Raw genomic sequence first — 26,754 nt, forward strand, 5'->3', positions numbered from 1 at the left:
GGAGCGGGCTTGCTCGCGAATGCGGTGTGTCAGTTCACATTGAAGCTGACTGATCCACCGCATTCGCGAGCAAGCCCGCTCCCACAGGATCAGTGTCTGGATGGATAATCGAGGTGCATCTGCTCCAGCAACGCATCCTTGTCTAGCCACAGCTGATTGATCCAGCCCTGAAACTGCAATCGGTACTCGCCATCCTGGTCATAGTTCTTGCCGATGAAGGCAGGCGGGATTTTGATCTCTTCAAAGTGCACCACCACATCGCGCACATTGCCGCAGAGCAAGTCCCAGAACCCCGGACGCCCGGCCGGGTAATGAATCGTCACGTTGACGATCGACTCCAGCTGTTCACCCATCGCATCCAGCACGAAGGCAATCCCGCCGGCCTTGGGCTTGAGCAGGTACTTGAACGGTGATTGCTGCTGCGCATGCTTGCCTTCGGTGAAGCGTGTGCCTTCGACGAAGTTGAAAATCCCCACCGGGTTATGCCGGAATTTCGCGCAGGTCTTGCGCGTGGTTTCCAGGTCTTTGCCTTTCTTCTCCGGGTGCTTTTCCAGGTATGCCTTGGAGTAGCGCTTCATGAACGGAAAACCCAGCGCCCACCACGCCAGACCGATCACCGGGACCCAGATCAGCTCCTGCTTGAGGAAGAATTTCAGCGGCTGAATCCTGCGGTTGAGCACGTATTGCAGCACCAGAATATCGACCCAGCTCTGGTGGTTGCTGGTGATCAGATATGAGTGCTGATAGTCCAGACCTTGCAGACCGCTGATGTGCCAGCGGGTGCGGCGCACCAGGTTCATCCAGCCCTTGTTGTTGCTGATCCACGCTTCGTGGGTGTGGCTCATCAGCCAGCCGGCAATGCGCTGGGTCAAGGCAAACGGCAGGGCTTTGATCAGCGCCACACAGAACAGAAAGGAGCAGAGCAGAATCGTGTTCAGCGCCAACAGCAGCGAAGCGATCACGCCGCGCACGGGTGCAGGGAGAAAGTCCAGCATTTACACATCCATAGGTCGGTTGGCGGCTTGAATCGCGGTGAGCGCGATGGTGTAGACGATGTCATCGACTTGCGCGCCGCGCGGCAGGTCATTCACCGGTTTGCGCAGGCCTTGCAGCATCGGCCCGAGGCTGACGCAATCGGCGCTGCGTTGCACGGCTTTATGCGTGGTGTTGCCGGTGTTCAGATCGGGGAACACGAACACCGTGGCGCGTCCCGCGACCTGACTGTTCGGCGCCAGTTGCCGGGCGACGTCAGCGTTGGCGGCAGCGTCGTACTGCAACGGGCCGTCGATCAACAGCGAGTTTTGTTGCTCATGGGCGAGCAGGGTCGCCTCGCGGACTTTCTCGACTTCTTCACCGCGGGCCGATTCGCCGCTCGAATAGCTGATCATCGCCACACGCGGGGTAATGCCGAATGCGGCCGCCGAGTCAGCGCTTTGCAGGGCGATCTCGGCCAGTTCGCTGGCGCTCGGATGCGGGTTCATCACGCAGTCGCCGTAAACCAGCACTTCTTCCGGGAACAGCATGAAGAATACCGACGACACCAGCGTGCAGCCCGGTGCGGTTTTGATCAGTTGCAAGGCCGGGCGGATGGTATTGGCGGTGGTGTTGATCACCCCGGACACCAGCCCATCGACCTCGTCCAGCGCAAGCATCATGGTGCCGATCACCACGGTGTCTTCCAGTTGTTGCTCGGCCATCGGTGCGTTGAGGCTTTTGCTCTTGCGCAGGGCGACCATCGGCTCGACGTAGCGCTCGCGGATGTGATCCGGGTCGAGAATTTCCAGCCCCGGCGGCAGCACGATGCCCTGCGCCCGGGCGACCGCTTCGACGTCTTCGGGTTTGGCCAGCAGCACGCAGCGGGCGATCCCGCGTTCCTGACAGATCGCCGCCGCTTGCACGGTGAACGGCTCGCTGCCTTCGGGCAGGACGATGCGCTTGTTCGCCGCTTGCGCACGTTGGATCAACTGATAACGGAACACCGCTGGCGACAGGCGCATCTCCCGTGGCGTACCGCAGCGCTGATGCAGCCAGTTGGCGTCGAGATGGCTGGCGACGAAATCGGTGATGATCTCGGCGCGCTCGCGGTCATCGATGGGGATTTCCTTGTTCAGGCCATTGAGCAAATTGGCGGTGTCGTAAGAGCCAGTGCTCACCGACAACACCGGCAAACCGGCCTGCAGCGCGCCCCGGCACAGATCCATGATGCGCGGGTCTGGCAGGGTGTCGCTGGTCAACAGCAGGCCGGCCAGCGGCACGCCGTTGATCGCCGCAAGGCTGACGGCGAGGATGATGTCGTCGCGATCGCCCGGTGTTACCACCAGCACGCCGGGCTTGAGCAGCTCGACGGTGTTGCGCATGGTTCGTGCGCAAATGATGATTTTGCTCATGCGCCGGGTTTCGTAGTCGCCAGCGTTGAGTACCTGCGCGCCCATCAGATCGGCGACGTCGCGGGTGCGCGGCGCGTTGAGTTCCGGTTGAAACGGGATGCAGCCGAGCAAGCGGAAATCACCGCTGCGCAGCAAGGGCGAATGCTCTTTGAGGCGCGCAGCGAAGGCCTCCATGCTCTCGTCGGTCTTGACCTTGTTGAGGATCACGCCGAGCACTTTCGGATCTTTCGGGCCGCCGAACAATTGCGCCTGCAACTCGACGCGGCCAGACAGCTCGGCCAGCACTTCGTTTTCCGGCGCCGAAACCAGAATCACTTCGGCATCGAGGCTCTTCGCCAAGTGCAGATTGACCCGCGCGGCATAACTGGCGCTGCGGGTCGGCACCATGCCTTCGACCACCAGCACGTCCTTGCCGACCGCCGCTTGCTGATACAGGGCGATGATTTCTTCGAGCAACTCGTCGAGCTGACCGTCGCCGAGCATGCGCTCGACGTGCGCCAGGCCCAACGGTTGCGGCGGTTTCAGGCCGTGGGTGCGCGCCACCAGTTCGGTGGATCGTTCAGGGCCGGTGTCGCCGGGGTGCGGCTGGGCGATCGGTTTGAAGAAGCCGACTTTGAGACCGGCGCGCTCAAGCGTACGCACCAGCCCGAGGCTGATGGAGGTCAGACCCACGCCAAAATCGGTGGGGGCGATAAAAAAAGTTTGCATGGGAATTCTCTATGCAAGGGTGTCAGCCTATGTCTGGCCGACTACCGAAATTCAGTCGCCAAGGTTAGCGCTAACCGAGCCCTGTGCACACCAACCGCAGGCAAAGGGTTGACCTGTTTTTTCAATACGTTGCGCCGGATCCAGGACCCATGCGCGGGTTTGCCACGGCGGCTGGTGGCGCAGGTGCTGGGTGTGACCACAGGAAAGCTCGACCACCCAATGGCCGTCTTCGTCCTGATGAAAACCGGTGATGGTCGAAACCCGTTTGTCCGGGTTGTGGTCGCTTTCACGCGATTGCTTCGCTAAACTTGGCCTTTCTATATTCTTATGCAAAAGGTCTCGCCCCATGCTGATCGCCGCCAATAAGGCTGTCTCCATCGACTATACCCTGACCAACGACGCTGGTGAGGTCATCGACAGCTCCGCCGGCGGCGCACCGCTGGTTTACCTGCAAGGCGCAGGCAACATCATCCCTGGCCTGGAAAAAGCCCTCGAAGGCAAAGCGGTCGGCGACGAACTGCAAGTAGCCGTCGAGCCGGAAGACGCTTACGGCGAATACGCCGCCGAGCTGGTCAGCACCCTGAGCCGCAGCATGTTTGAAGGCGTTGACGAGCTGGAAGTCGGCATGCAGTTTCACGCTTCGGCACCGGACGGCCAGATGCAGATCGTCACCATCCGTGATCTGGACGGCGACGACGTCACCGTTGATGGCAACCACCCTCTGGCCGGTCAGCGCCTGAACTTCCAGGTGAAGATCGTCGACATCCGTGACGCCAGCCAGGAAGAAATCGCTCATGGTCACGTCCATGGCGAAGGTGGCCATCACCACTGATTTTCTGCGCTAAGCTTCGAGTACTGGAGAGGCGCCTGCGGGCGCCTTTTTAGTCCGCGGCTGTCCTTGGCGGTCACGCCAAGTGGCTGTTTCGAGTAGAACACGAGAATCCTGGAGTTCGGCATGAGTGCTTTTCACGACCTTAAGTTGACAGCCCTGGATGGTCAGGAGCTACCGCTGGCGCCGTTCAAGGGCCAAGTCGTGCTGGTGGTCAACGTGGCCTCCAAATGCGGCTTGACCCCCCAGTACGCGGCACTGGAAAACCTCTACCAACAATACAAAGGCAAAGGCTTCAGTGTGCTGGGCCTGCCGTGCAATCAATTTGCCGGCCAGGAGCCGGGTACCGAGCAGGAAATTCAGGATTTTTGCAGTCTCAACTATGGCGTGACGTTCCCGTTGTCGAGCAAGCTCGAAGTCAATGGCCACGAACGGCATCAGTTGTATCGCCTGTTGGCGGGAGAGGGCGCCGAGTTTCCCGGCGACATCACCTGGAATTTCGAGAAGTTTCTGCTCGGCAAGGACGGCCGGGTGCTGGCGCGGTTTTCGCCGCGCACGGCGCCGGATGATCCCACGATCGTGCATGCGATTGAAAAAGCGCTGAGCTGAAAAGCACAATCAAAAGATCGCAGCCTTCGGCAGCGCCTACAGGGGATCCACAAACCCGTGTAGGAGCTGCCGGAGGCTGCGATCTTTTGCTTTTCAATCTTTTAATCCTTAATCACCAAAATCAATAATGCTGTTCATCAGGCTCGGCGCTTCATATTATCGCCGTCATATCGATTAATATCTGTCGCCAACGTTTCGTGGAGCCTCTCGATGCCCGTTCAAGCCCTGTTCAAACCGTTCCATCTTGGTGCCCTCGAACTGCCAACCCGCGTGGTCATGGCGCCGATGACCCGTTCGTTCTCACCGGGTGGCGTACCCAATTCCAAAGTCATTGAGTACTACCGCCGGCGCGCGGCCGCAGGCGTTGGTTTGATCATCACCGAAGGCACGACGGTCGGCCACATCGCTTCCAACGGTTATCCGAATGTCCCGCAATTCTTCGGTGAGGCGCCGCTGGCCGGCTGGAAAAAGGTTGTCGACGCCGTGCACGCCGAGGGCGGCAAGATCGTTCCGCAACTGTGGCACGTCGGCAGCGTACGGCGCCTCGGCACCGAGCCGGACGCCAGCGTGCCGGGCTACGGTCCGTCGGAAAAACTCAAGGACGGCCAGGTCGTGGTGCACGGCATGACCAAACGGGACATTCACGAGGTGATCGCGGCGTTCGCCCAGGCTGCCAAAGATGCGCAGAGCATCGGCATGGACGGCGTGGAAATTCACGGCGCCCACGGTTATCTGATCGATCAGTTCTTCTGGGAGGGCAGTAACCAGCGCACCGACGAATACGGCGGCAGCCTGGCCAATCGTTCGCGTTTCGCCATCGAATTGATTCAAGCGGTGCGCGCGGCGGTCGGTGAAGGCTTCCCGATCATCTTCCGCTTCTCGCAATGGAAGCAGCAGGATTACGCCGCCCGTCTGGTGCAAACCCCCGAAGCGCTGGGCGAGTTTCTCAAGCCGCTTTCTGACGCTGGCGTAGACATTTTCCACTGCTCGACCCGCCGCTTCTGGGAGCCGGAATTCGACGGTTCCGATCTGAACCTTGCTGGCTGGACGCGCAAGCTGACCGGCAAACCGACCATCACCGTGGGCAGCGTAGGCCTGGACGGCGAGTTCCTGCAGTTCATGGTCAACACCGACAAGGTCGCGCAACCGGCCAGCCTGGAAAATCTGCTGGAGCGTCTGAACAAAGAAGAATTCGATCTGGTAGCAGTGGGTCGCGCGCTGCTGGTCGATCCGGACTGGGCGCAGAAGGTTCGCGATGGGCGTGAACAGGATATCTTGCCGTTCAGCCGTGAGGCATTAATGACGCTGGTTTAAGCGGCGTTCTCACTGGCGCTATCGCTGGCTTGCCAGCGATAGCGGCTTCGCAGTCAGCATCGATTCAAGGAAGTGTTTGCGCATCGGGGATCACTTGCTCCCCCACACAAGCGCCACGCAAATACCCTTCGAACTGCTCGATAATCGCCCCCCAGCCCTGGCGACTGCCATGTTGCCGCGCATTCAGCCGCACACAGCGCAACCGCTCATCCTCCTCCAGCAACCACGCCGCCGCTTCGCAAAAGGCCTGCTCATCGCCGGGCATGGCTGACACGCCGTTGTAGCCGTGGCGAATATGCTGCGCCGCCGCTGCCTGGTCATACGCCACCACGCCAAGTCCCGAAGCCAGGGCTTCGAGCACCACATTGCCGAAGGTTTCGGTCAGGCTGGGAAACACGAACAGATCCCCGCAGGCATAGTGCGCAGCCAGGGTTTCCCCACGCTGCGCGCCGCAGAAGATCGCTTCAGGCAGGTCTTTTTCCAGCGCCGAACGCTGCGGGCCATCTCCGATCACGATCAGCTTCAGATGGCGCTGTGGATAAGCCTGCCGCAGGGTTTCAAAACAACGTTTAAGCAGACCCAGATTTTTCTCCGGGGCGAGCCGTCCGACATGAATCACGGCAATGTCCTGCTCGGTCAGCCCCCATTTTTCACGCAACGCACTCTGACGTTTGCTGGGGTGAAACAACTGGCTGTCCACACCCCGCGACAGCAACGCCAGGCGCTCGAAGTGCCGTCGTTCCAGCTCCAGGCGCTGACTGACGCTTGGCACCAGGGTCATTGCCGAACGATTGTGAAACCAGCGCAAGTAATGGGTGAGCATCCGCGTCAGCAGACCCAGGCCGTACTGGCTGGTGTACTGCTGAAAGTTGGTGTGAAAGCCACTCACCACTGCAATCCCCAGGCGCCGTGCCGCACGCAAGGCCGATAACCCGAGCGGGCCTTCCGTGGCGATATACAGCACATCCGGGCGCTGCCGTTTCCAGCGCCGCAGCAATTTATGCATCGACGATTGGCCCCACTGCAGCCCGGGATAGCCCGGTAACGGCCATCCGCGACACAGCAACAGCGCATCGTCTTCGCTGCGTTGCGGATCGCTGGCCTGGCGCGGACGCACCAGTTCCACCTGATGCCCTCGCGCACGCAAACCTTCGCACAAGCGGCCAAGGGTGTTGGCCACGCCGTTGATTTCGGGTGGGAAGGTTTCGCTGATCAGGGTGATATGTAGAGCTGTCGTCATGACCTCAGTGTCGGCTGAGGCCATGTCGACGTTGTGACGTTCGGATGATGGATTTGTGACGCGGTCAGTGTTGTATCACCAGATTTTCGGCGCCACGCTCGCGCACCCAGAACAACGTCGCCCCGGCCACGGCGGCCGGCATCATCAGGATGTTGACCACCGGAATCAGCAGCACCAGATAAACGATCCCGCCAAAACTCATGCTCTGCCAGCGCTTCTGCCGCAGCCAGGCGAGCATTTCGTTCCAGCCCAGTTTGTGGTTGTCCGCCGGGTAGTCAATGTACTGGATGGCCATCATCCACACGCCGAACAACAGCCACAGCGGCGCGGCGATGATATTGACTACCGGAATGAACGAAAGGATGAACAGGCCGATGGCGCGCGGCAGGAAGTAGCCGAGCTTGCGCATTTCGCGGGCCAGGGTGCGCGGGATCATCGCGATCAGTTCGCCCCAGCTGAACGCCGGGAAATCATCGGTGCCGCGCACCACTACTTCGACTTTCTCGGCCAGGAAACCGTTGAACGGCGCGGCGATAATGTTGGCAAGCATGGTGAAGGTGAAGAACACCATCAGCGCCACCAGCACTACAAACAGCGGCCAGAGGATATAGCTGAGGAAACTCAGCCATTCAGGTAGCGATGGCATCAGCGTGTCGACCCACAGGCTGAACTGGTGGCCGGCCAGATAGATCAATCCGACGAACAACACCAGGTTGATCGCCAGCGGCAGCAATACAAACAGGCGCAAGCCAGGGCTCAAGACCAATCGAAGGCCTTCGCGCAGGTATTGCGGGCCGGATAGAACAGGGGCGGGCATAAGGTGCTCCGAAGCAAGGGAAAACGCGCCGACGTTACCGGCTTTGTCAGTACCGCGAAAGCACGGGAGAGTGATCGACATCCACTGTAACAAAGAGGTCTATCTCGTCAGCGTCTGCGCATAGAGACCACCTATGAGCTGGATTGTTAAACCGTATTTCCTTAATCTTGCCCCCCTCGATACGCTGCACCCAACTTTTTACAGGACTGTCGAGTTCAAGCCTTCCCCAAGGTGTCCACGGTCCTTTTTTATTCCGCCGGCCGTCCGGCGTCCGCGCCTGATTCTTCATGGCCGGTCAACAGGAGCAGATTCATGTCTGAAGTCCGTCATTCGCGAGTGATCATTCTCGGTTCCGGCCCTGCCGGTTACAGCGCTGCGGTCTACGCCGCCCGCGCCAACCTCAAGCCACTGCTGATCACTGGCATGCAGGCCGGTGGTCAACTGACCACCACCACCGAAGTCGACAACTGGCCGGGCGATGTACATGGCCTGACCGGTCCGGTGCTGATGGAGCGCATGCGCGAGCACGCCGAGCGTTTTGAGACCGAGATCGTCTTCGATCACATCAACGCCGTCGACTTCGCTGCCAAGCCGTACACCCTGACCGGCGACAGCGCGGTCTACACCTGCGATGCGCTGATCATCGCCACCGGTGCCAGCGCCCGCTACCTGGGCCTGCCGTCGGAAGAAGCGTTCATGGGCAAAGGCGTGTCGGCCTGCGCGACCTGCGACGGTTTCTTCTATCGCAACAAGCCGGTCGCCGTGATTGGCGGTGGCAACACGGCGGTTGAGGAAGCGCTGTACCTGGCCAACATCGCCAGCACCGTGACCCTCATCCACCGTCGCGAAACCTTCCGCGCCGAGAAGATCCTGATCGACAAGCTCAACGCCCGTGTGGCCGAAGGCAAGATCATCCTCAAGTTGAACGCTAACCTGGACGAAGTCCTCGGCGACAACATGGGCGTGACCGGTGCGCGTCTGCGCAACAACGATGGCAGCTTTGATGAGATCAAAGTCGACGGCGTATTCATTGCCATCGGTCACACCCCGAACACTTCGCTGTTCGAAGGCCAGTTGACGCTGAAGGACGGTTATCTGGTTGTACAAGGCGGCCGTGAAGGCAACGCGACGGCCACCAGCGTCGAAGGTATCTTCGCTGCCGGTGACGTGGCTGACCACGTCTATCGTCAGGCCATCACCTCGGCCGGCGCCGGCTGCATGGCGGCACTCGACACCGAGCGCTACCTGGACGGCCTTCAGAACGCCACGTTCTAAGACCGCAGGGCAGAAAAAAACCGGCCAGAGATTGGCCGGTTTTTTTGTGTCCGCTATTCACCGCCGCTGTACATCCAATGTGGCAGCGAGCTTGCTCGAAAGCGGTGTGTCAGGTCACTTGTGTGCCGGATGTGAAATCGCATTCGCGAGCAAGCCCGCTCCCACAAGGGGGATGTGTGGCTGCAGAGATCAGCGGCGCGTCAGCGGCTGCGCGGCGAACTTCACACCGGCCAGACCGTGCTTGATCAGCGCACGAATATTGCCGTGATCGCTGCCCTCAGGCGTCGCCAGCACCGAGCGGTAATGCTCGCCGAACGCCAGCAGCGCTTCTTCGTCGCTCAAGCCTTCCAGCAGGGCCAGACCGAGCGTCTTGCATGAGCCTTCGTTTTGCCCGGCAGCGTTTTCCACGCCGCCGTTATTGAACGCCTGCGGTTGATAGTCGTAACCGGCGGCAATGAACGCCAGGGTATCAGCGAAGGCATGTTCGCCGCTTTTGAGGCTGGCGCGAAGGGTGTTCAAATCAGTCATTGGGTTTTCCTTTGGCAAACGCTGCTTGCTGCTCGGCGCTGGCTTCTTGCTGGTATTGGGCTTTCCATTCGGCGTACGGCATACCGTAAACCACTTCGCGGGCATCATCGAGGCTGACCTCAATCTGGCGTTGGTCGGCTTCGGCCTTGTACCACTTGGACAGGCAGTTGCGGCAGAACCCGGCGAGGTTCATCAGGTCGATGTTCTGCACGTCCTTGCGGCTGTCGAGGTGAGCGACCAGTCGGCGGAAGGCGGCGGCTTCGAGTTCCAGGCGTTGTTGATCAGTCATGGGGTTCTCTGCGGGACAGCTTTGAGCGGCAAGCTTCAAGCTGCAAGATTGGATCGGGGTCGGTCGTTAGCTTACCGCTTGAAGCCTGACGCTTGTAGCTCAGCGGCTTGCCGCGAGCGTAATCGATACCGACTCGGCGAAGCGCAGCGCGTGAGGTTTGTCGACTTCAACTTCGGCGTACAGCACCGATGCATTGGTCATCACCAGATCGAGCAATTCTTGCGTCAGGCGCTCTAGCAGCGCGAAACGGTTGCCTTCAACGTGGGCGATGATCGCCTTGGTGATGGTGCGGTAATTCAGCGCGTGGTCGATATCGTTGTCGCGCACGGCTTCTTGAGCCGCGTACAGGATGGACAGGTTGATCAGCACATCCTGCTTGTTGAGGATTTCGTCCTCGTTGATGCCGATAAAGGTGCGCAGACGCAGATCCTTGACCCGGATGCGCGCCATTCCCGGTTGAAGTTGTGGCATTGATTTGCTCCGTCCAGTCTATTGCAGGCGTTCTGGTGGATATTACTCGACTCGTGGTCGAAGCGGGACGGCCTATTTGACGTGCCGGCCTCCGTTTACAGTCAGGGTCGTGCCGGTGACATAGGGATTGTCGAGCAGATAGCGCAGGCTCTGGTAGATCACTTCGCTGCCGGGCTCGATGCCCAGCGCGGACTTGGCCAGCGCCTTGGCGCGATACGCAGCGTCATCGTCGGGGTTGAACAGCAACAGCGCCGGTGCGATGCCGTTGACTTTGATTGCGGGTGCGAAGCGTGCGGCGAACGACAACGTCAGACTGTCGAGACCGGCCTTGCTGGCGCAATAGCCGATGTGCTTGCTGCTGCCTTTGCGGGTGACGTCGTCGCTGACGTGGATGATGTCGGCAGGCGCCGAGCGCTGCAGCAACTCGGCGCAGTGCAGGTTGATCAGATAGGGCGCGAGCATGTGAATGTTGAACATACGATTGAAGGCTTCAGCTTCACTGCCCGGAGTTTCCGCCAACCATTCGGAGGCGTTGTGCACGATCGCACGCAGGCTGTCGGTGTGAGCTTTCAGTGCGTCGATGAAGGCCAGGATGGCGGCCTCGCTGGAAAAGTCCGCGAACAAGGCTGTCGCGCCCAGATCGCGCAATCGCTGCACGCCCGGACGCTCGGTCCGGTACGTGAAGATGACTCGATGGCCATCCTCGAGTAGACGCTGCGCGCAGTGCAGGCCGACACGCTGGCCGGCGCCGGTGATGAGGATCGGGGCTACGGAATCTGGCATGGGCGGCTCGTATCGCGGCTGAAGCGAAAACTATAACAGGCTCGCCGCCCTGTGGAGATCAGCGATTCTGCGCCGAAGGTGTGGCAGGCAGTGGCCTCGTCGGCGTGCTGTTCAGCCAGTTCGCCAGCAGGCGCGTCGACAACGGAATGAAGAAGTACACCATCAGCGGTGTCAGGCAGGCCGTGCCGATCAATATGCGCGGCAACAGGCTCAACTCAGCGAGCAGCGGGCCGAGAACAAAATTGAATATCAGCGACACCGGAAAAAACGCCAGCCAGATCGCCACGGCCTGTTTCCAGCGCGGCGGACGTTGTCCGGCAGCGCCAAACCAGCCCTCGATGCCGCTGACCCGATGTTCCTTGGGATGTGCGAACAGGTCGCTGCCCCGGTTCAACCAGGCCATGCGCGATGCAGAGTATTCCCACGCATGCAGGGTTTGCTCATCAACAAAGCGAAAAATGATCTGGAATTCGTTATCACCGGGCGGTGGCGCAAGGACGCCGGAGCCCAAGTAGCCGGGGAAATCGGTCGCCAATTGTTCGCCTTCGCGCAGCCAGGCGATCAGATCGTGATACCGGCCATCGGCAACGCGACGCGCTACCATCAGCGTGACGGGGGAAGTAGACATTGTGTATCTCCGCATTTCGAGTGCTTCGCTCCGGGTAAGAGCATCGCCTGACGCAGACCAGGGTGAAGGCCTGCGCTATACAACAAGCAAAGATTATTCCTGATTTTGTGGATTAAACCAGTTACTTTCGTCGCAGATCGCTACTTGAACCTTTGCGGCTCATCATGGTTAGAATGGCGAACGACGAACCGACTTGGAAGCTGATCGCCAGATGCCTGTAATCATGGAACCTCGCCCGGCTTCGACATCTCCCGGCACACTCGATCGCGAAGAGCTGTTTCCCATTCGTGAAGTGGCGCGCCTGACCGGGGTTAACCCAGTGACCCTGCGGGCCTGGGAGCGTCGGTACGGATTGATCCAGCCAACCCGCACCGAAAGCGGCCATCGTCTGTATTCAATGCACGATATCGAGCGCGTTCGCGTTATTGTCGACTGGATCGATCGCGGCGTGGCGGTGAGCAAAGTTGGCAAGATCCTGGCCAAGACAGAGCCTCACAAGGTTCTGTCAAACTTCATTTCCGACGACCATGTGCAGGCCGATTACAGGCAATGGCAGGAGCAGATTCAGCAGGCGGTCAGTGAATTCGACGACCAGCAGCTGGATCGCGTCTACGGGCAGGTTTTCTCGTCGTACACGCTAGCGGTGGTATTTGAAGCCATCATCATGCCGTTGTGGCGGCAGCTGCTACAGCGCCATGACGCCTTCGGGCAGACCAGCGAGTGGTTGTTTTTCGATAGTTTTCTCAGGGCGCGCGTGTTGCAGCGCATCGTCATGTTGCGGGGCGCGCAGCCGCGTCGGGTGATCGTCAGCGCACTCGCAGGTCAGTGCAGAGAGCTTGAATTGCTGGTCGCGGCGCTGTTTCTCAGCGGCAACGACTCATACGTGCGGGTGCTGACGACGGGCCAGCCTTTCGATGAATTGACGCTGGTCTGCGAAAAGATCAAGCCTGACGCGCTTGTGCTGTTTTCCAATCATGCCCCCGGGCCGGACTTGCCCCGGCGTCTTAATCGCCTGGCGCTAAGCCTGGATTGTCAGTTGATGCTGGCCGGCGATGCCTGCGAACTGGCCGAAGACAGCCTGGCCGGCTCGGCAGTGGCATGCCTGGGTAGCGAGGGCGCGACGATGCGTCAGCGCATGAAACAATTCCTCGCAGGCAAGCTTGATACCTGAAACTCAGGCGTGCAGGGCAGGGTGGGTCAGGCGATGCTGTTGCAGGATGAACTGGCGCAGGCGCTCGGTTTCGTCGGCATCGGTCTGGCTCAGTTCGTAAGCGAAGAAGCCTTGCTCGGTTTCACGCTCGAAATGGCCGCGCAACGAGATGCGCTCATAACCGGAAGGGCTGAACCACAGGGCGAAATGTTTCGGGGGTTTGGTTTTGTTGCGTACTTCCAGCAATACACCTTTGTGGGACACTTCATGCACCCACAACATGCCGGGTTGGCCCTTGGCGTTTTCCAGTGCCACTGGCTCTTCAAGTACCAAGCGCCACGGGCGCACCATCGGGCCGTCTTCGTAAATGCTCGGGACACCGAGACGCAGGTGCAACGCGTGGAACTCGTCTTCCACCAGATGCAGCGGAAAAGTCATCTGCTGATTTTCGAAGTTGGCCTGGATCGTCACTTGCTCATGCGCTGCCAGGCGCGTCAGCAAATCGCGAATCTGCGAACCGCCATTAACCAGCAGACTCGACGTTGCATCCCGCACATTCAGTTGCGGGTTGTGCTGCATGGTCTGGATGAAATCCAGCTCATCCTGAGTGAGAAGGGCGTCGCGCTGCATGGCTAACTCGAAGTGGATAGTTACAAAGTCATTGGTGATTGTAGTTAATGACCATCAGTTCGCGCTTTTGTTTGCGCCGTTCGTCGCTTTGATAGCCGCCAGCTCGTCCTGCAATGCAGCCACTTGTGCTTCCAGCTGCGCTACCCGCTGCTGCGCCCTGACCTGAACGGTCACATCCTTTTGCACACCGATGAAATATGTCTGGCCGTCATCGGCGTTCTTTACTGTCGACAGCGACAACTCATTCCAGAACGGTGTGCCATCCTTGCGATAGTTGCGCAGGATTTCGCGGCACGAACCACCCGTTCGCAACGTCTCGCGAATCAGCTGCAGACTCTGTTGGTCGCGGTCGCCAGCCTGCAGGAAGCGACAGTCCTGGTAGAGAATCTCTTCACTGCTGTAGCCGGTCAGCCGTTCAAAAGCGGGGTTTACGTAAATCAGGATGTTGTCCTGCTCGCCTTCCTTTTCAGCGACCACGATCCCGTCATTCGAGGCGTTGATCACCATTTGCAGCAGACTTGCGTTGATCATCCCAGAACCCCTCCCGTTGTGTCAGTGGCTGGCATTCTAGAAGAAAGGCACGGACTGTCTATAGGCCATCAGCGCGCAGTGAGGGCTGATCGCAGCTACGGCGCATGGGCTGTTACTATCGCGGCTCTTTTTTTCAGTTTCAGGATCAGATTGATGAAAGTCGCCATTCTCTCCGGTTCGGTCTATGGCACCGCCGAAGAAGTCGCCCGCCACGCCCAGAACCTGCTGAAAGCCGCCGGCTTTGATACCTTTTACAACTCGCGCGCCACGCTGGCCGATCTTCTGGCGTCCGGCCCTGAGGCCCTTCTTGCCGTCACTTCGACCACTGGCATGGGCGAGTTGCCGGACAACCTGCAACCGTTGTATTCGACCCTGCGCGATCAGTTGCCTGCCACATTGCGCGGCCTGCCCGGCGCGGTGATCGCCCTCGGTGATGCCAGCTATGGCGACACCTTTTGCGGCGGTGGCGAGCAGATGCGCGAGTTGTTTGCCGAATTGGGCGTGAATGAGGTGCAGGAAATGCTGCGCATCGACGCCAGCGAAAGCGTGACGCCGGAAACCGATGCCGAGCCGTGGCTGGCGCAACTGATCGAAGCGCTCAAGGGCTGATCGGCCAGGATTTTCGCTGCACCTTGCAAGCGTCGTTGTGTCGGCAGTGATACAGGCTGTCTGCCTGACTGACTCGTTCAGTCATCAAGCTGGCTGCCAATGCAACTACGCGATGCCCTGCGCCTGACTAGACTGCTGACACGAGCAGAACAAGAAGAACGCAGAGGTGCATACAGTGAGCGTAGCCCCCGTCCAGTCGTCGCCGAATGTCAAAGACCAGGTCAGCGCTGCCGAGTGGCAGACTCGCGTCGACCTTGCCGCCTGTTATCGCCTGGTCGCGCTGCATGGCTGGGACGATCTGATCTTCACGCATATTTCCGCCAAGGTGCCCGGCACCGAAGATTTTCTGATCAATCCGTTTGGCTTGATGTTCCATGAAATTACCGCTTCAAGCCTGGTGAAAGTCGATCAGGCCGGCAATAAACTCATGGACAGCCCTTACGAGATCAACCCGGCCGGTTACACCATCCACAGCGCCGTCCACGAGGTGCGCCACGATGTGGTTTGCGTGCTGCATACGCACACTGCGTCGGGCGTGGCGGTGTCGGCGCAAAAGCAGGGGGTGCTGCCGATCAGTCAGCAGTCGTTGTTCGTGTTGTCGAGCCTGGCTTATCACGCCTATGAAGGTGTGGCGCTGAACCATGAAGAGAAGGCGCGTCTGCAGGCCGATCTCGGCGACAACAACTTTCTCATGCTGCACAACCACGGTTTGCTGACCTGCGGCGGCACCATCGCCGATACCTTTCTGATGATGTTCACCTTCCAGCGTGCCTGCGATATTCAGGTCATGGCACAAACGGGTGGGGCGGAACTGATCGCCATCGAACCGCAGATTCTCGCCGGCGCCAAGGCGATGATTGCGGGCGTGACCAAGAGCGCGCAGGGCATGGGCGGCGCGCTGGCGTGGCCGGCGCTGCTGCGCAAACTCGATCTCCAGGATCCGGGGTATAAATTCTAATGCCGCTCGCCGAGATTCCGCTGAGTGTCTGGCGCAAGCGCAGCCGGACGTTCGTTTTCCGTGGTCAGACGATTCGTTACTGGACGGTCGGGCAGGGTGAGCCGCTGCTGTTGATCCACGGTTTCCCGACCGCCAGCTGGGATTGGCATTACCTGTGGCAGCCACTGGCTCAGCGTTATCGGGTGATCGCCTGCGACATGCTCGGCTTCGGCGATTCGGCGAAACCGCGCAATCACACCTACAGCCTGCTGGAACAGGCCGATCTGCAACAGGCGCTGCTCGCCCATCTGCAGGTTGAACAAGCCGTGCATATTTTCGCTCATGACTATGGCGACAGCGTCGCTCAGGAATTACTCGCGCGGCATTACGAAAAACGCATCGAAGTTGCCAGTTGCGTGTTCCTCAATGGCGGTCTGTTTCCGGAGACCCACCGGCCTTTACTGATGCAAAAACTGCTGCTCAGCCCGATTGGCTGGCTGCTCGGCCGCGCCTTCAGCCGTGAAGCGCTGGTCAAAGGATTTCGGCAGATCTTCGGCCCGCAGACCCAGCCGACTGAAAGCGAACTGGATGATTACTGGAGTCTGGTCGACAGCAACCATGGCCCGCGCATCCTGCACAAATTGATCACCTACATTCCGGAGCGCCGGGTGCAACGCGACCGCTGGGTGGCTGCCATGCAGCGGGGGGACATTCCCTTGCGGGTGATCGACGGCGCATTCGATCCGATCTCCGGCGTGCACATGGTCGAGCGTTATCGCGAACTCATCCCTGATGCGGACACCATTTTGTTGCCGGGCATCGGCCACTATCCGCAGACCGAAGCCCCGGTGCAGGTGCTCAAGCACTATCTGGCGTTTCGTGATCGTCTGGTATTGCCTCCGCGCAAGGTGGCTTACTCCTGATTTTCATCGAGAGCAGAGGCTCTCGGCGAGCTGGCAGTCTCGATCATCCCCCAGCCTTATCGCGCACCATTCAGCCCCAGCCGTGTTCGTTGTGACCCAAAGCGCCGTGCCTGACACTCGGGACCACTATCCCTTGGCCTGCTGGAGTTGCTGCAATGAATGAGCCTGTGCGTTTCGAAGATAAAGTCGTGATTGTCACCGGCGCCGGTGGCGGCCTCGGTCGTGCGCATGCGCTGCTGTTCGCCAGACAGGGCGCCAGGGTATTGGTCAACGATCTCGGTGGCTCGACGCAGGGCGAGGGCGCCAATGCCTCGGCCGCCGACCGCGTGGTGGCGGAAATTCGCGAGGCTGGTGGTATCGCCGAAGCCAACCATGACTCGGTCACCGACGGCGACAAACTGGTGCAAAACGCCCTCGACGTCTTTGGCCGCGTCGACGTGGTGGTCAACAACGCCGGGATTCTGCGCGACAAATCGTTTCACAAGATGGACGACGCCGACTGGGATCTGGTTTATCGCGTCCACGTCGAAGGCGCCTACAAGGTGACTCGTGCTGCCTGGCCGCATCTGCGCGAGCAAAACTACGGTCGGGTGATTTTCACGGCATCGACTTCGGGCATCTATGGCAATTTCGGGCAGTCCAACTACGGCATGGCCAAACTCGGGCTTTACGGGTTGACCCGAACGCTGGCGATCGAGGGACGCAAGAACAACATTCTGGTCAACGCCATCGCCCCGACCGGCGGCACACGCATGACCGAAGGCCTGATCCCGCCGCAAGTCTTCGAGCAGCTGAAGCCGGAACTGGTCAGCCCGCTGGTGGTGTATCTGGCCAGTGAGCAGTGTCAGGAAACGTCCGGCCTGTTCGAAGTCGGCGGCGGCTGGATGGGCAAGGTGCGCTGGGAACGTAGCCTCGGCGCCGGCTTCGACCCGCGCGAAGGGTTCTCGCCGGAGGATGTGGCGGCGCACTGGCAGCAGATTTGTGATTTCGAGGGCGCGGCGCACCCGAAGGACAATATTGAAGCGTTGAAGGAAATGATGGCGAATTTGCAGAAGTATTCGATTTGAAAGTATCGGAGCCACCAGCCTTCTTGCCTGGTGGCTCCAGCTTTCAGATGTATCTTTTTTCTGTCATGAACTTGGGGGGCTTCCAGTTAGGTCCTTTGATAGCGAGGCCCTTTTCTCCCTCCAGCAAGATTCCGGCAGCGAAGAGCCGAGAGTACGATGCTTCCAGGGCCCCATACTCGTTGATCAGGTCTCGATTGTGGCGTCTGATCGTCATGTCCAGATGTGGCGTTGCCTGAAGTAACGCGAACACCGTGACTATGTCATCCAGAGGTTCATTTTTAACGATCATCTCAACGGTGCTCATTGCCACACCTCCTTCAGCAATTTCTGGTAATCACGTTCTTCCTGCTCCGTTGCAGCAGCCAGTGCTTCGGGCGTGTAAAGAAGTTTGGGATCGTCTTTCAACTGGAAATCTTCCAACGTTGCCGTATGCACGTTATTCCAGATCGGTGACCCGATCTCAGGCATCTCGGTATCACCAAAGCCTAAAGCTCTGAATCTTTCGAACTCCCTTATCTCGTGAGTGTAGAAACGTTTGTCAGTGTCGGTAGCTTCGAGTTCTCCACGAGCGATTCGCTCCAGGCGTTCAAGCATTACGTCATTGGCAGCTGATTGCGGAAACTTCGAAATGTGTAACTTCACTATGTCCGTTCCTTCCGGTGAAACAATGGCTGTTGTCCACTGCAGATCTGCTATTTCATCTCCGATCTCGTCAGGGTTGAAACCACGTCCGCTGTGCTTCCCCTCTTCGGTCGCCCCCTCATACGGACCGCTGAACACCACATAAAGCGGCTCTATCCCCGAATCAGCCGGAAACACGATGATGAATCGATCCCAGCCTTCGACCAGGATCGGGTTCAGATCCAGCCGCCCCTCAAGCGGAACAATGGAAGCGCCGGGATAGGCGGGAGAACCGGTATCCACTATTGGCAAAGCGGTCGATTGCTCACCCGGTGAGATAGCGGGTGTCCAGGTCAGCACGTCGGTGGGCGAGTCCGATAGCGCGATCTGGTATACGTCGGTGAGCAAATCGTATGCGGCATTGAGAACCAGCACACTTGAGCGAATATGGAAGTCATCACTCGTAGCGACGAACACTTGCGTGCCAGCCCCGAGTCGCCTGATGCCTAGCCCGACCTGCATCTCCAAAGTACCTTGCCGGTCTGCGATTTCACGCAGTGTCTCGGCCGGCTCGGACGACAACTCGGCCAGTGGAACGCTCATCGCAAAGCGTTCCCCGTTGCCCAGAGGTGACGGCATCAATAGCGCTGCGAACCCCATCAATACCGGACTGCCGAACAGCGCCGTGCCCGTCGCTGTCAGGGTCGCTTTTGCCGTACGTAGCGCATTGAGTATTCCCGCCGAGGTAGCCGGGCTGAGCGGGACGGCTGTCGAAGCGAAAGAAACGGCTGGGCCGTTGCTGGCCATTGCTCCAGAGGCTGGAAAGACATGCTTCCTGTCCTCCTGTAACCGAGCCTGATCTGCCGCATGGGCCAGCGCCGCTGCTTCAGCTTTGGCTTGTGCCTCGGCCCGGGCGATTTTCAACTCAGCCAGCCGCTCTTTCTCCCGAGCTTCAGCCTCGGCATTCAGGCGCGCGGTCTCAGCCGCCAATCGAGCCTGTTCGGCATGCCGACGCTGTTTCTGCGCCAACGCGGCCAGACGCGCCTGTTCGCGTACGCGGGTTTCTTCCCGCTCACGGCGCACCGCTTCGGCAATGTCACGCTGGCGCTGTTGCTCCGCGGCAATGCGGGCACGTTCTGCAGCTTGGCGTTGCGCCTCTGCCGCTGCCGCCTGTGCCTGATCCTGGGCTTGTACGGTGGCCAGCCAATTGAGTACGCCAGCCTGTTGCTGGTTGAGCAGCGCCAATGTCTGGCCCAGCAGCCGCGCTTCGTGGGCGGCCCGAAACGACTCGCTCCACCACGCTCTGCTGCGGACCGCTGCGCCATGCGCGCGCCGATTGGCCTATGCCTGATTCAGGTAATCCTTGAAGGTTTTTCCCAGTGGATCGCTGCCATAAAAGCGATTGGCAATCGCGGTCTGCCGTTGAAACTCGGCGCTCTTGCGTTGAATCAACGTGTTCCTGACGCCCACTTCGCGGGCCAGTGCTGCGGCAGGTGGCAGAGGATTCGTCGGCCCTTCCAGCCTGGTCGCCGCCAGTTCGACCTCAATGGTTTGTGGAATCGAGGCGGTTCTTGCGTTGAATTCCTGTTCCACGGCGACTTGCGTTTCATGCATCAATTCACGCGTCTGCGGATTGGCGCCGGCAGGGCCGAACATGCCGCTGTAGGAGTAATTCATGTCGCGTTCTTTGAATGGTTCGAAGCCATCAGGACCGAACTCCCTGATATGTACTGGATCCAGTTCCAACGGTGGAGGCTTTGGCATATTCATATCCTTTTGAATGTGCGTGTTCACTCGATCGAAAGTGCGCACGGGTGGCGATGACATCCGTGTCACCAGCGAATGGTTGAGGTGTTTCAAGTTACCTCAGAGTGGCGGTAATCAAATCCGAGAAGCCCGTCAGTAACAGGGCGTTATGTCGAAAGGGTTTTCGCTGGTTTTCATCGATGCAGAAGGAATTCGTCCAGGCTTCGAAGAAATGTCTGACGCGCTGATCGGAAGCGTTGCCGAACCGCTATCCAGCCTTTTAAATGCCCATAAAAAAGGCCGCTGCAAACGCAGCGGCCAAGGTAAGACGTTGGATCAAGGAGCTACAAATCAACGTCAGTGAACAGCGGGGCGATAAACCGAAAATCGATTCATCCGAAATCTGAAGCCAATTGCTCGCGCGTTCAGCGCAGCGAGCTCGGCGCTTTCACGTATGCGGGAAAGCGGTCTCAGAATACGGGCTTGAGGCTGTAGGAAAAATACCGATTCCGGACATGCACTGTTACGGGGCGCGCAACAGTGGCGTGCACATGGATGGCGCTGATGATGGGCCATCCAGCCAGTCCATGAACTGCTCCAGGCACCGCCGTGCAAGGCGATTCATCCTTTCGGGCGACAACGCAAATACCTCCTTGGTGCGCTTATCGACCGCTTCACCCGACAGTAGGGTGGGGCCTTCTGTCACTCACCGGGGAAGACGCATGACAAAAACAACAATGCGCGCCATCTTCACGCCGCACGCGCTGGCCGCAGCGGTGGCTTTGGGTTGCTGCGCCCAGGCGCAAGCGGTTGCGTTCAACATCGGCGAAATCGAAGGCACCTTCGACTCGTCCCTATCGATCGGCGCGAGCTGGGGCCTTCGTGATGCCGACAACTCGCTGGTGGGCACGGTCAATGGAGGCAGCGGACAATCTTCCACTGGTGATGACGGGCGTCTGAATTTCAAGAAGGGCGAAACCTTCTCGAAGATCTTCAAGGGCATCCACGACCTCGAGCTGAAGTACGGCGACACTGGCGTGTTCGTGCGGGGCAAATACTGGTACGACTTCGAGCTCAAGGACGAAGACCGCGAGTTCAAACAGATCAGCGACAGCGGCCGCAAGGAAGGCGCCAAGTCTTCCGGCGCGCAGATCCTCGATGCCTTCGTCTATCACAACTACGCCATCGCCGATTTGCCGGGCACCGTGCGCGCCGGCAAGCAGGTGGTGAGCTGGGGCGAAAGTACCTTCATCGGCAACTCGATCAACAGCATCAACCCGGTCGACGTTTCGGCATTTCGGCGTCCCGGTGCCGAGATCAAGGAAGGCCTGATCCCGGTGAACATGCTGTTCGGTTCACAAAGTCTGACCGACAAACTCTCGGTCGAAGGCTTCTACCAACTGGAGTGGGATCAGACCGTTCTCGACAACTGCGGCACGTTTTTCGGCGTCGACGTAGCGGCGGACGGTTGCACCAACGGCTACACCGTCGGCAGTCCGGCGGTGGCGCCGCTGGTGCCGCTGACCACTGCGTTCGGCCAAGGTATACAAGTGACCCGCGAAGGCGTGGTGATCCCCCGCGGTGGCGATCGTGATGCGCGCGATTCGGGGCAGTGGGGTACGGCGCTGCGCTGGCTCGGCGAAGACACCGAATATGGCCTGTACTTCATGAATTACCACAGCCGTACGCCGACGGTCGGCACCACCACGGCGGGGCTGTCGACACTGGCGGCATTGCCGGGCATGGTCGGCATCGCCAATGGCCTGGCGCCTGGCAGCGGTGCGGGGCTGGCGCAAAGCGTGATGCTCGGACGCGGTCAGTACTACCTCGAATATCCGGAAGACATTCGCCTGTACGGCGCCAGTTTCTCCACCACTCTGCCCACCGGCACCGCATGGACCGGCGAGATCAGCTATCGGCCGAACGCGCCGGTGCAGGTCAATACCAACGACTTGACCCTGGCCCTGGTCAACCCGATTGCCGGCGGTACCGCATCGCCACTCGCCACCTCGCCGGGCGCGGACAACAAAGGCTACCGACGCAAGGAAGTCACGCAGGTTCAGAGCACTCTTACGCACTTCTTCGATCAGGTACTGGGCGCCGAGCGCCTGACAGTGGTCGGCGAAGCGGCAGTGGTGCATGTCGGTGGTCTGGAGTCACGCAGTGAGCTGCGTTACGGCCGTGATTCGGTCTACGGCCAGTACGGATTCGGCGGCGATACCGACGGTTTCGTCACCTCGACTTCGTGGGGCTATCGCGCCCGGGCGATTCTCGATTACGCCAACGTCATTGGCGGGATCAACCTCAAGCCCAACCTCTCGTGGTCGCATGACGTCGCGGGGTACGGTCCCAACGGCCTGTTCAACGAAGGCGCGAAAGCCATCAGCGTTGGCGTCGATGCCGACTACCGCAACACCTACACCGCGAGCCTGAGTTACACCGACTTTTTCGGTGGCGATTACAACGTCCTCGAAGACCGTGACTTCGTGGCGCTGAGCTTCGGCGTGAACTTCTGATCTGCCCGAGAAGGATGACTGCAATGCGCAAAACGATTCTGCAATGTGGCGTGCTGGCCTTGAGTCTGCTGGCCGCCAACGTGATGGCGGCGGTGTCGCCGGACGAAGCGAACAAACTCGGCACCAGCCTGACCCCGCTCGGCGCCGAGAAGGCCGGCAATGCGGACGGTTCGATTCCGGCCTGGACCGGCGGCATCCCGAAAAACGCCGGTGCGGTGGACAGCAAGGGCTTCCTCGCCGACCCGTTTGCCAACGAAAAACCGTTGTTCACCATCACCGCCGCCAACGTCGAGCAGTACAAAAGCAAGCTCTCCGATGGCCAGGTGGCGATGTTCAAACGCTACCCGGAAACCTACAAGATCCCGGTCTACCCGACTCACCGCACCGTAGGGGCGCCAGCGGAAATCTACGAGTCGGCCAAGCGCAGCGCGCTGAACGTCAACGCGATCAACGACGGCAACGGCCTGGCCAATTTCACCGGCAATCGCTACTACGCCTTCCCGATTCCGAAGAACGGCGTCGAGGTGCTGTGGAACCACATCACCCGTTATCACGGTGGCAATCTGCGGCGGATCATTACCCAGGTCACACCGCAGACCAACGGCAGCTACACGCCGATCCGCTTCGAAGAAGAGATCGCCGTGCCACAACTGATGAAGGATATCGACCCGGAAAAAGCCGCCAACGTGCTGACCTTCTTCAAGCAATCGGTGACCGCCCCGGCGCGGCTGGCGGGTAACGTGCTGCTGGTGCACGAGACTCTCGATCAGGTGAAGGAGCCGCGCCTTGCGTGGATCTACAACGCCGGTCAGCGCCGTGTGCGCCGTGCCCCGCAAGTGGCCTATGACGGGCCGGGTACAGCGGCCGACGGCCTGCGTACGTCCGACAACTTCGACATGTTCTCCGGCGCCCCGGATCGCTACGACTGGAAACTGGTCGGCAAGAAGGAAATGTACATTCCCTACAACAGTTACAAACTCGACTCGCCGAAACTCAAGTACGACGACATCGTCAAGGCAGGCCACATCAATCAGGACCTGACCCGTTACGAACTGCATCGCGTCTGGGAAGTCATCGGCACGGTGAAACCGAACGAGCGACACATTTACGCCAAACGCCACATGTACATCGACGAGGACAGCTGGCAAGTGGCGCTGGCTGATCACTATGACGGTCGCGGGCAACTGTGGCGTGTCGCCGAAGGTCACGCGCAGTACTATTACGATCACCAAGCGCAGGCCTACACGCTGGAAGCGCTCTACGACATCATCGCCGGCCGCTACATTGCCTTGGGCATGAAAAACGAAGAGAAGCACAGCTTCGAATTCGGCTTCGAAGCCAAGGCTGCGGATTACACCCCGTCGGCTCTGCGCGCCGAGGGCGTACGGTAACGGGGCTGCTGCACCGCTGGGCAAAAGGCGACCGTACGGTCGCCTTTTTTATGGCCATCAATCAGCGTGCTGAATACTCGTCAACAAGCACGCAGGAGAGGGCTAGGGTGAGCGCACAACGATAAGAAGGCTCACCCGATGACCGCCATGACCCCGTGCCTGGATCGACCCGGATTTTTGCCCAGGCTTTCTTCGCATCATCAACCTCGCAGCCGTTTGAGCGCACCTTTGCGGGCATCCAGCGCGCGGGTGAAGCTGTTGTGCGCGCCCGCGGGCAGTGGCAAAACCGCACTGCTCACCGAATGTCTTCTTCAGGTGCGTGCAGAGTGCGACGCCATCTGGCTGCCGCTGGCGGGAGCGGCGCTCAGCACCGAAGAATTCTGCCTGCGTCTGACGCGGGCGCTCGGGCTGGTCGAAGGCCTTGACGATACGCAACTGATGGCGGAACTGGCCCATTGGTCGAGGCCGACTTCGCTGTTTATCGACGATTACAGTCGTCTGCCGGATCCGGCTGTGGATGCGCTGCTGGATCGCTTGCTGGCGGTCAGCAGCCCGGCGCTCACCTGGTGGATCAGCACTCGGCGCCGGCCGCAGTGCAACTGGCCGCGGCTGTTGCTCGATGACGAACTCTACGAATTCGAAAGCGCCAGCCTGGCGCTGACTCACGACGAAGTGGTATCGGTGTTGCGCCATTTGCCGCCAGACGAGGCGGAGCGTGTCGCTGCCCGTATCATCCAGCGTACCGGCGGCTGGTGCGCGGGGACGCGCATGGCGCTCCTGCAAAAGTGCGACTGGTCGCAGAACCTGCAGCCGCAGCAGCGTGTCGACACTCTGCTCGATTATCTGCAGCACGAACTCTTCAGCAACCTGACGCCGGAGCAGGACGAGGCATGGCGTGTGCTGGCTCATCTGCCACGGTTCAACGCGCCGTTATGCGAGCATTTGTTCGGCCCTGGCGAAGGCGCTCAGTTGCTGCGTGATCTGCAAGTGCTGGGCTGCTTCATCGAGCCTTGGCAAGCGTCCGCTGACTGGCTCCAAGTGTTCCGCCCGCTGTCGCGAATCATCCAGGAGTCGCATTGGCCGTGCGCGCGATCCTGGCACCGACGCGCCTGTCAGTGGTTCACTGCGGCGCAGGATTGGCGAGCGGCGTTTGAGCAAGCCTTGTTGGCCGAGGAATGCGAAACTGCCGTGAGCCTGTTGCAGCATTTGAGCGTCGAGGATTTGCTCGAAGACCAGATCGTCGTCCTGTTGTTGCGCTTGCATGAGCAACAAACTCAGGAGCTGACCCTGATGACACCGCAGGTCATCGGGCTGGTCACCGGGGCCTTGATGTTCGCCGGTCGATTCGAACAGGCCGGGCAATGCCTGGCCCATCTCGCCCGCTTCATGCCGCAGCCGACAGCCCATCAGGAGCAGCAACTGCTGGCACGTTGGCTGGCGCATCAAGGTTGGCTCAGCCATCTGCAGGGGCAGATGGAGTCCGCACGCGCCAGCTTTCAGGAGGCGTTGTCAGGGCTGGCTGGGGATGCCTGGCAGGCGCGATTGATGTGCCTGTCGGGACTGACCCAGCAAGCGTTACTGGGCGGTGAACTCGATCAGGCTCATGCCCTCAATCGGGAGGCGTTGTGCCTGGCGCGCGCCCACGGCTCGTTGCTGTTCGAAGGGTTGCTTGAGCTTGACCATGCACAATGGCTCGAACAGCGAGGAGCGCCGCTGCGTGCAGAGCAACTGCTGGTGGACATCGAGCACTTGCTGCGCCAGCGCGCCATGGTGCCCGTGCCGCTGCTGGGCCGGATTGCCCTGCGACGCGGACGGCTGGCGCTGTGCATGGGCCTCGAAGAGCAGGCTGCGGATCTGTTCAGCCGGGGCCTTGAAGATTGCTTGCGCAGTGCCGACAAACGGGTCTTGTACGGCTACCTGGGGCAAGCGCAACTGGCCGGCAATCGCGGTGATTATGCTTGCGCCTTTGAGCGTTTGCGCGAGGCCGAAAGAGTCATGCAGCAGCGCCAGATTCCCGATACGGTCTATCGCGGTGTCGTGCTGCAGGTCAGCAGTCAGTTCTGGTTGCAGCAGGGCCGACCGCAACTGGCGCAAGAAGCGTTGGGCCGGCTGTTGCGGCATTATCGCGGTCCCTCTGCGCTGCAGGCGCCGCCCGCAACGTTCGAGCTGATTATCCGCGTGGAATATTTGCTGGCCTGCGCGCACGCGCGATTGCATCCAGATGGAAGCTGTCTTGCAGCCATCGAGCAGTTGCTGGAACAGGCTCAGGCCCGGGGCATGTTGACGGCGCAAACGGAGCTGCTGCTGGCCTGCGCCGAGTTGGCCGAATCAAACGGTGACACGGCAGCGGCACATCAAGCTTTCCAGCGAGCCGGGGTGCTGGTGGAACGCTGCCAGTTACAGCAGGCGCTGCGCGAATGGGAATTGCGCGGAGGTTCGGGCAGGTTGATCGGCACGCAAGTGCCGGCCTTGCACCCCGAGCCGGGCGAGCCTGCGCCGGGGTTGAGTCGGCGTGAACGCGAAGTGTTGATGCTGATTGCTCAAGGAGCGTCGAATCAGCAAGTTGCTGAACAACTGTTTATTTCGTTACATACGGTCAAGACTCACGCACGGCGCATCAATGGCAAACTGGGTGTGGAACGTAGAACCCAGGCTGTGGCCAAAGCCCAAGTAATGGGGATACTTGTTTAGCGGGATTTGAGCGAGCGCGCTGTGCATCAACTGATCGGTTTCTTCAAGTCACTGATGAAAGAGG

The 26,754-nt window shown here is 59.9% G+C and carries 28 protein-coding genes; 13 read left to right on the forward strand and 15 right to left on the reverse strand.

The window, feature by feature from the left end; translation table 11 throughout:
* Positions 1 to 89: 89 nt before the first annotated feature.
* The 3 genes from CXF97_RS15585 to CXF97_RS15595 are packed head-to-tail and all read right to left on the reverse strand — an operon-like array spanning position 90 to position 3,473.
* The gene (locus CXF97_RS15585) at positions 90 to 995 is read right to left on the reverse strand and encodes an acyltransferase (RefSeq protein ID WP_101159259.1); all 906 of its coding nucleotides are present in this window, start codon (positions 993 to 995) and stop codon (positions 90 to 92) included.
* Entirely contained in the window at positions 996 to 3,095 is a 2,100-nt protein-coding gene (pta, locus tag CXF97_RS15590; protein ID WP_101159260.1) for a phosphate acetyltransferase, read from the reverse strand.
* Between the two features lie 51 nt (positions 3,096 to 3,146).
* On the reverse strand, positions 3,147 to 3,473 hold the full coding sequence (locus tag CXF97_RS15595) for a DUF3565 domain-containing protein (RefSeq protein ID WP_073473919.1): 327 nt from the start codon (positions 3,471 to 3,473) through the stop codon (positions 3,147 to 3,149).
* On the opposite strand from CXF97_RS15595, the gene CXF97_RS15600 reads away from it, so the two are divergent.
* The 3 genes from CXF97_RS15600 to CXF97_RS15610 all read left to right on the forward strand — a co-directional run bounded on the left by CXF97_RS15600 (position 3,442) and on the right by CXF97_RS15610 (position 5,847).
* A complete protein-coding gene (locus tag CXF97_RS15600; RefSeq protein ID WP_101159261.1) occupies positions 3,442 to 3,927 on the forward strand; it encodes a peptidylprolyl isomerase in 486 nt (161 codons plus the stop codon). The two genes, CXF97_RS15595 and CXF97_RS15600, sit on opposite strands and share 32 nt — an antisense overlap.
* Positions 3,928 to 4,050: 123 nt before the next feature.
* Positions 4,051 to 4,533 (forward strand): glutathione peroxidase, encoded by a 483-nt coding sequence (locus CXF97_RS15605; RefSeq protein ID WP_101159262.1) that lies wholly within the window; start codon positions 4,051 to 4,053, stop codon positions 4,531 to 4,533.
* Positions 4,534 to 4,743: 210 nt separating this feature from the next.
* Positions 4,744 to 5,847 (forward strand): NADH:flavin oxidoreductase, encoded by a 1,104-nt coding sequence (locus CXF97_RS15610; protein ID WP_101159263.1) that lies wholly within the window; start codon positions 4,744 to 4,746, stop codon positions 5,845 to 5,847.
* Positions 5,848 to 5,911: 64 nt separating this feature from the next.
* On the opposite strand, the gene CXF97_RS15615 is transcribed toward CXF97_RS15610, so the two are convergent.
* A complete protein-coding gene (locus CXF97_RS15615) occupies positions 5,912 to 7,111 on the reverse strand; it encodes a glycosyltransferase family 1 protein (protein WP_101159264.1) in 1,200 nt (399 codons plus the stop codon).
* 40 nt (positions 7,112 to 7,151) lie between these two features.
* Positions 7,152 to 7,904, reverse strand: a complete 753-nt coding sequence (gene cysZ / locus CXF97_RS15620) for a sulfate transporter CysZ (RefSeq protein ID WP_101159265.1) — start codon at positions 7,902 to 7,904, stop codon at positions 7,152 to 7,154.
* A gap of 312 nt (positions 7,905 to 8,216) precedes the next feature.
* Between cysZ and trxB the strand changes: the two genes are divergently transcribed.
* Complete coding sequence (gene trxB, locus CXF97_RS15630; protein ID WP_101159382.1) at positions 8,217 to 9,179, forward strand: thioredoxin-disulfide reductase; 963 nt, start codon at positions 8,217 to 8,219, stop codon at positions 9,177 to 9,179.
* A gap of 189 nt (positions 9,180 to 9,368) precedes the next feature.
* On the opposite strand, the gene CXF97_RS15635 is transcribed toward trxB, so the two are convergent.
* The 5 genes from CXF97_RS15635 to CXF97_RS15655 all read right to left on the reverse strand — a co-directional run bounded on the left by CXF97_RS15635 (position 9,369) and on the right by CXF97_RS15655 (position 11,878).
* The gene (locus CXF97_RS15635; RefSeq protein ID WP_101159266.1) at positions 9,369 to 9,707 is read right to left on the reverse strand and encodes a HopJ type III effector protein; all 339 of its coding nucleotides are present in this window, start codon (positions 9,705 to 9,707) and stop codon (positions 9,369 to 9,371) included.
* On the reverse strand, positions 9,700 to 9,996 hold the full coding sequence (locus CXF97_RS15640; RefSeq protein ID WP_056782977.1) for a DUF1244 domain-containing protein: 297 nt from the start codon (positions 9,994 to 9,996) through the stop codon (positions 9,700 to 9,702). Before CXF97_RS15640 ends, CXF97_RS15635 begins: the two co-directional genes overlap by 8 nt.
* A gap of 99 nt (positions 9,997 to 10,095) precedes the next feature.
* Complete coding sequence (folX, locus tag CXF97_RS15645) at positions 10,096 to 10,467, reverse strand: dihydroneopterin triphosphate 2'-epimerase (RefSeq protein ID WP_101159267.1); 372 nt, start codon at positions 10,465 to 10,467, stop codon at positions 10,096 to 10,098.
* A gap of 72 nt (positions 10,468 to 10,539) precedes the next feature.
* Positions 10,540 to 11,250, reverse strand: coding sequence for a dihydromonapterin reductase (folM, locus tag CXF97_RS15650; protein WP_101159268.1), 711 nt, complete (start codon positions 11,248 to 11,250; stop codon positions 10,540 to 10,542).
* Positions 11,251 to 11,308: 58 nt separating this feature from the next.
* The gene (locus tag CXF97_RS15655; protein ID WP_101159269.1) at positions 11,309 to 11,878 is read right to left on the reverse strand and encodes an antibiotic biosynthesis monooxygenase; all 570 of its coding nucleotides are present in this window, start codon (positions 11,876 to 11,878) and stop codon (positions 11,309 to 11,311) included.
* Between the two features lie 211 nt (positions 11,879 to 12,089).
* On the opposite strand from CXF97_RS15655, the gene CXF97_RS15660 reads away from it, so the two are divergent.
* Positions 12,090 to 13,049: a MerR family transcriptional regulator gene (locus CXF97_RS15660; protein WP_101159383.1), complete on the forward strand. Its 960-nt coding sequence runs from the start codon at positions 12,090 to 12,092 to the stop codon at positions 13,047 to 13,049.
* Positions 13,050 to 13,052: 3 nt separating this feature from the next.
* Here the strand turns inward: CXF97_RS15660 and CXF97_RS15665 are convergent, their stop codons facing one another.
* Both CXF97_RS15665 and CXF97_RS15670 read right to left on the reverse strand, forming a co-directional pair.
* Positions 13,053 to 13,658, reverse strand: coding sequence for a hypothetical protein (locus CXF97_RS15665; RefSeq protein ID WP_101159270.1), 606 nt, complete (start codon positions 13,656 to 13,658; stop codon positions 13,053 to 13,055).
* 54 nt (positions 13,659 to 13,712) lie between these two features.
* Positions 13,713 to 14,189, reverse strand: coding sequence for a PAS domain-containing protein (locus CXF97_RS15670; protein ID WP_101159271.1), 477 nt, complete (start codon positions 14,187 to 14,189; stop codon positions 13,713 to 13,715).
* Positions 14,190 to 14,342: 153 nt separating this feature from the next.
* Between CXF97_RS15670 and CXF97_RS15675 the strand changes: the two genes are divergently transcribed.
* From CXF97_RS15675 to CXF97_RS15690, 4 genes are all read left to right on the forward strand, one after another.
* Entirely contained in the window at positions 14,343 to 14,798 is a 456-nt protein-coding gene (locus CXF97_RS15675) for a flavodoxin (RefSeq protein ID WP_101159272.1), read from the forward strand.
* Between the two features lie 175 nt (positions 14,799 to 14,973).
* Complete coding sequence (locus CXF97_RS15680; protein ID WP_101159273.1) at positions 14,974 to 15,756, forward strand: class II aldolase/adducin family protein; 783 nt, start codon at positions 14,974 to 14,976, stop codon at positions 15,754 to 15,756.
* Positions 15,756 to 16,658 (forward strand): alpha/beta fold hydrolase, encoded by a 903-nt coding sequence (locus tag CXF97_RS15685; protein WP_101159274.1) that lies wholly within the window; start codon positions 15,756 to 15,758, stop codon positions 16,656 to 16,658. The genes CXF97_RS15680 and CXF97_RS15685 overlap by 1 nt, the downstream gene beginning before the upstream one ends.
* Positions 16,659 to 16,813: 155 nt before the next feature.
* Positions 16,814 to 17,725, forward strand: coding sequence for an SDR family oxidoreductase (locus CXF97_RS15690; RefSeq protein ID WP_101159275.1), 912 nt, complete (start codon positions 16,814 to 16,816; stop codon positions 17,723 to 17,725).
* Positions 17,726 to 17,768: 43 nt separating this feature from the next.
* Here the strand turns inward: CXF97_RS15690 and CXF97_RS15695 are convergent, their stop codons facing one another.
* From CXF97_RS15695 to CXF97_RS28495, 3 genes are all read right to left on the reverse strand, one after another.
* Positions 17,769 to 18,029 carry a hypothetical protein gene (locus CXF97_RS15695; RefSeq protein ID WP_101159276.1) on the reverse strand — a complete coding sequence of 87 codons (261 nt, stop codon included), beginning with the start codon at positions 18,027 to 18,029 and terminating at the stop codon, positions 17,769 to 17,771.
* Entirely contained in the window at positions 18,026 to 19,591 is a 1,566-nt protein-coding gene (locus CXF97_RS15700) for an S-type pyocin domain-containing protein (RefSeq protein ID WP_256589838.1), read from the reverse strand. The genes CXF97_RS15695 and CXF97_RS15700 overlap by 4 nt, the downstream gene beginning before the upstream one ends.
* Before the next feature lie 96 nt (positions 19,592 to 19,687).
* The gene (locus tag CXF97_RS28495) at positions 19,688 to 20,206 is read right to left on the reverse strand and encodes a hypothetical protein (RefSeq protein ID WP_256589839.1); all 519 of its coding nucleotides are present in this window, start codon (positions 20,204 to 20,206) and stop codon (positions 19,688 to 19,690) included.
* A gap of 55 nt (positions 20,207 to 20,261) precedes the next feature.
* Between CXF97_RS28495 and CXF97_RS28030 the strand changes: the two genes are divergently transcribed.
* The 4 genes from CXF97_RS28030 (at position 20,262) to CXF97_RS15715 (ending at position 26,690) form a co-directional block, all read left to right on the forward strand.
* The gene (locus CXF97_RS28030; protein ID WP_157830906.1) at positions 20,262 to 20,456 is read left to right on the forward strand and encodes a hypothetical protein; all 195 of its coding nucleotides are present in this window, start codon (positions 20,262 to 20,264) and stop codon (positions 20,454 to 20,456) included.
* 358 nt (positions 20,457 to 20,814) lie between these two features.
* Positions 20,815 to 22,608 (forward strand): DUF1302 domain-containing protein, encoded by a 1,794-nt coding sequence (locus CXF97_RS15705; RefSeq protein WP_101159277.1) that lies wholly within the window; start codon positions 20,815 to 20,817, stop codon positions 22,606 to 22,608.
* Positions 22,609 to 22,631: 23 nt separating this feature from the next.
* Positions 22,632 to 23,999, forward strand: a complete 1,368-nt coding sequence (locus CXF97_RS15710; RefSeq protein ID WP_039759308.1) for a DUF1329 domain-containing protein — start codon at positions 22,632 to 22,634, stop codon at positions 23,997 to 23,999.
* Between the two features lie 138 nt (positions 24,000 to 24,137).
* Positions 24,138 to 26,690 (forward strand): LuxR C-terminal-related transcriptional regulator, encoded by a 2,553-nt coding sequence (locus CXF97_RS15715; protein WP_101159278.1) that lies wholly within the window; start codon positions 24,138 to 24,140, stop codon positions 26,688 to 26,690.
* Positions 26,691 to 26,754 lie beyond the last annotated feature (64 nt).

This window comes from Pseudomonas sp. Choline-02u-1 (assembly GCF_002836515.1).
Lineage (GTDB): Bacteria > Pseudomonadota > Gammaproteobacteria > Pseudomonadales > Pseudomonadaceae > Aquipseudomonas.